Source organism: Micromonospora sp. CPCC 205561, assembly GCF_036906775.1.
GTDB lineage: Bacteria > Actinomycetota > Actinomycetes > Mycobacteriales > Micromonosporaceae > Micromonospora.
In genome coordinates this window covers 1-4,517 of the sequence record NZ_JBAKHV010000110.1, presented here as the reverse complement: position 1 = coordinate 4,517, position 4,517 = coordinate 1, and the positions used below count along the sequence as shown (strand labels likewise).

The 4,517-nt window shown below is 75.5% G+C and carries 2 protein-coding genes; both read left to right on the top strand.

Annotated elements, in window-relative coordinates; all coding sequences use genetic code 11:
• Window positions 1-357 precede the first annotated feature (357 nt).
• A complete protein-coding gene (ligA, locus tag V6V16_RS27590; RefSeq protein ID WP_334566842.1) occupies window positions 358-2,493 on the top strand; it encodes an NAD-dependent DNA ligase LigA in 2,136 nt (711 codons plus the stop codon).
• 239 nt (window positions 2,494-2,732) lie between these two features.
• A partial coding sequence (locus tag V6V16_RS27585; protein WP_334566840.1) for a diguanylate cyclase domain-containing protein occupies window positions 2,733-4,517 on the top strand: 1,785 nt, incomplete at its 3' end.

The following is a 4,517-nucleotide window of genomic DNA, read 5'->3' as shown; positions in this document are numbered from 1 at the left end:
GGCCGGGCCCGCCCGGCGACGTCTTCCGGCCGGGCCGGGTGGGCGGGCGTCGGGGCGGGCGCCGGTCGGCGTCCCGGGCGCCCCGCCGCCGGTCCCACGCCCAGCCGGCGGCCACGGCCAGCACGATCGCCGCCGCCCAGAGCAGCCATTCCGGCATCCGTACCCCCGCCTCGCCCGTGGTCGCGGCGCGGACGCCGCGGGTCTCGACGGCGGAGCGGGCCGGCTGGCGCGGCCCCGCCGTGCGGCGATCCTCGCACGCCGGGGGCCGTCGCGCCGCTCGGGCACGACGGGTGGGCGGCGGATTGTCCCACCGGCCCGATACGGTGCCCGGGTAGCGGAACAACGGGAGGTCGCAGGGTGTCCGAGGAAGCCACAGGCCAGCAGGTCACTCCGGCGCAGGAGGCGGCGGCCGGCGCCGAGCCGACCCCGGAGGCCCGGGAGCGGCACGCCACGCTCAGCCAGGAGCTGACGGAACACCAGTACCGCTACTACGTGCTGGACGCGCCGACCATCTCCGACGCCGACTTCGACCGGCAGCTGCGGGAGCTGGAGGCGCTGGAGGAGCGGTTCCCGGCGCTGCGCACCCCCGAGTCACCGACGCAGCGGGTCGGCGGCGCCTTCTCCACCGACTTCACCCCCGTCGCCCACGCCGAGCGGATGCTCTCCCTCGACAACGCCTTCGCCGACGAGGAGCTGGCGGCCTGGGCCGAACGGGTCGAGCGCGACGCGGGCGGGGTCGTGCCCTACCTCTGCGAGCTGAAGGTCGACGGCCTCGCCATCAACCTGACCTACGAGCGCGGGCGGCTGACCCGGGCGGCGACCCGGGGCGACGGCCGCACGGGCGAGGACGTCACCGCCAACGTGCGCAGCATCCGGGACGTGCCGGGTCAGCTCACCACGTCGGCCGAGTTCCCCGACATCCCGGAGTTCGTCGAGGTCCGCGGCGAGATCTACTTCCCGGTGGCCGCCTTCGCCGACCTCAACGCCGGGCTGGTCGAGCAGGGCAAGCCGCCGTTCGCCAACCCGCGCAACGCCGCCGCCGGCAGCCTGCGGCAGAAGGATCCGCGGATCACCGCGTCCCGGCCGCTGCGCCTGGTGGTGCACGGCATCGGCGCCCGCCGAGGGTTCCGGCCGACGACGCAGTCCGAGTCCTACGCCGCCCTGAAGGCGTGGGGGCTGCCCACCAGCGACCGCTGGCGGGTGGTGCCCGACCTGGCCGGCGTCGCGGAGTACATCGCGCACTACGCCGCGCACCGGCACGACGTCGAGCACGAGATCGACGGCGTGGTGGTCAAGGTCGACCCGGTCTCGATCCAGGGCCGGCTCGGCTCGACCAGCCGGGCGCCCCGCTGGGCGATCGCCTTCAAGTACCCCCCGGAGGAGGTGAACACCAAGCTGCTCGACATCGACGTCGAGGTCGGGCGCACCGGCCGGGTCACGCCGCGGGCCGTGCTCCAGCCCGTCAAGGTGGCCGGCTCCACCGTCGCGTACGCCACCCTGCACAACGCGCGGGAGGTCGAGCGCAAGGGTGTCCTGATCGGTGACACCGTGGTGCTGCGCAAGGCCGGCGACGTGATCCCCGAGGTGCTGGGCCCGGTGGTCGACCTGCGCCCGGCCGACGCCCGTCCGTTCGTCATGCCGAGCACCTGCCCGGCCTGCGGCTCGCCGCTGGCGCCGGCGAAGGAGGCGGACGTCGACATCCGGTGTCCCAACTCGCGCACCTGCCCCGGGCAGCTGCGGGAGCGGGTCTTCCATCTCGCGGGCCGCAAGGTGTTCGACATCGAGGCGCTCGGTTACAAGGGCGCGGCGGCGCTGCTCGACGCGCACGTCATCACCGACGAGGGCGACCTCTTCTCGCTCGACGAGAAGCAGCTCGCCCGGTCGCCCTTCTTCGTCAACAAGGACGGCACCCTCGGCAGCAACGCGCTCAAGCTGCTGGAGAACCTGGCCGTGGCGAAGGAACGCGACCTGTGGCGGGTGCTGGTCGCCCTCTCCATCCGGCACGTCGGCCCCACCGCCGCCCAGGCGCTCGCCCGGCACTTCCGCTCCGTCGAGGCGATCGACCGGGCGACCGAGGAGGAGCTCTCCTCGGTCGACGGCGTCGGGCCGACGATCGCGGCCAGTATCCGGGAGTGGTTCGCCGTCGACTGGCACCGCGAGTTGGTCCGCAAGTGGGGCGAGGCCGGCGTACGGATGGCCGAGGAGGCGGTCGACGAGGGGCCCCGTCCGCTGGAGGGGCTCACCGTCGTGGTGACCGGCACGCTGGCCGGGTTCAGCCGCGACCAGGCCGCCGAGGCGATCCAGAGCCGGGGCGGCAAGGTCAGCGGGTCGGTCTCCAAGAAGACGTCCTTCGTCGTGGTTGGCGAGAACCCCGGCTCGAAGGCGGAGAAGGCGGCCAGCCTCAAGGTGCCGGTCCTCGACGAGGAGGGCTTCGGCGTGCTGCTCGACGCGGGCCCCGACGCGGCGCGGGAGGTCGCCCGCACCGAGGAGTGACGACCGCGGGGGTGACGACCGCGGGGTGACCACTCGGCCGGTGCGCACCGGCCGAGGAGCGTCGCCGGGCCGGCGGGCCGACTCGCCGGCCCCCGGGCGACGGGTCCGGATACCAACTTAATTACGACTACGACCGATTCGCGACTGTCGTGCCGGCCATTGCGACACGGAGGGCGTTTCATTGGTGGCACGGCGTGCGACCGGGTCACGCCTCGTGGAACGAGCCCTCGGGAGGTGTGATGGAGGCCGCGGACTCGCGAAACTCCGTTCCGCCCGGTCGGGCGCGCCCGTTCTTCGTCTTCGTCTGGTCGGTGCTCGCGCTGGCCGCGCTGGTGTGCGTACGCCCGCTGCTCGCCCTGCCCGGCGAGCTGCCGGAGCTGCCGGCGGCGTTCTGGGTGATGGCGGCCCTCGCCGTCGGCTGTGACGCGCGCCCCTTCGTACCGCCCGGCCGCCGGCAGACCTCGGCGATCTTCCCGTCCACCTGCTTCACCTTCGCCATCCTGCTGGGCTGGGGGCTGGGCCCGGCGGTCGCCGTGCAGGCGGTGGCGGTCGTGGTCTCCGGCTGGCGGATGGGGCACGCGCCGTGGCGGACCGCCTTCAACGCCGGCCAGTACGCCTGCGCCCTGGGCGCCGCCTACGCGGTCACGTCGCTGGGGCCCGGGGGCATCTTCGACGGCGGGCGGTTGCACGGCACGGACGTGCTGGCGGTGGGGGGCGCGACGCTGGCCTGGTTCGCCGTCAACTACGCGCTGGTCAGCGCGGCCGTCCGGCTGCGCTTCGGCGACCGCTGGTGGCCCAGCCTGCGCCAGGGGCTGGGCTTCGAGCTGCTCTCCACCGGCTCGTTGCTGCTGCTCGCCCCGGTGCTGGTCGCCGCGGCCCGGGCCAGCGCGGCGTTGATCCCGCTGGTGCTGGTGCCGCTCTTCGCCGTCTACCGGATGGCCCGGCTCAGCGTCGAGCAGCAGCAACTCGCCTCCGTGGACCCGCTCACCGGCCTGCCCAACCGCAAGGCGCTGCTGGCCGAGGTCGGTGAGCAGGTGCACCTGCACGGCGAACGGGCCGCCCGCGGCGAGCCCGGTGCCCGGTTGGCGCTGCTCCTGATCGACCTCGACCGGTTCAAGAACGTCAACGACGCGCTCGGGCACGCGGTGGGCGACCGGCTGCTGGTCGAGGTGAGCGCCCGGCTGACCGGCGTCGTCGACGTGGACATGGTCGCCCGGCTGGGCGGCGACGAGTTCGCGATCGTGATGACCGGCCTGACCGACGCCGGCGAGGCCCGTGAGCTCGCCGACCGGGTGGTCCGCGCGCTGGCCGAACCGGTGTCGCTGGACGGGCTGCCGCTCGACGTGGGCGGCTCGATCGGCATCGCGCTCTTCCCCGAGCACGGGGAGGACTTCGCGACGCTGATGCGCCACGCCGACGTGGCGATGTACGACGCCAAGCACCGCAACGACACCGTGGCGGTCTACGCGGCGGAGTCCGACCACAACTCCGCCGAGCGGCTCGGTCTCCTCGCCGACCTGCGCCGGGTGCTGGGGTCGGGCCGCCCGCCCGTCGGGGCGCCCAGCGCGGGCGGGCCGGCCCCGTCGGCCGTCGACGCCGCACCGGAGGCGCCCGACGGGGCCGGCCCGGAGGCGCCCGACGCCGCCCCGTCGGCCGACGCCGCCGCGGGGGCGCACGACGCCGTACCGGAGGCCGACGGCGACGCCCCGCTCGACGGGACGGTGGCCGTCCCGGCGGGGCCGGTCCCGGCCGCCCGCCCGGCCGGTGACGGACAAGCCGCCGGCGCGCGGGGCGGGGACGGCGCCGAGCTGCCGACCGGCGTCACGGGCCTGACCTCCGGAGCCGGCCGCTGGCGGCTGCGCCGCCGCCGGCAGCGCACCGAGCCGCCGTACGCCGACGAGTTGATCAACCAGATCGTCGCCGCCGCCGACCCGACCCGCCGCCGCGCGGGGCTCCCGGCCGTCGGCCCGGACCGGGGCGACGCCGGCCGTCGCGACGGCGTCGGGCCGCCGGGCGGCCAGGGC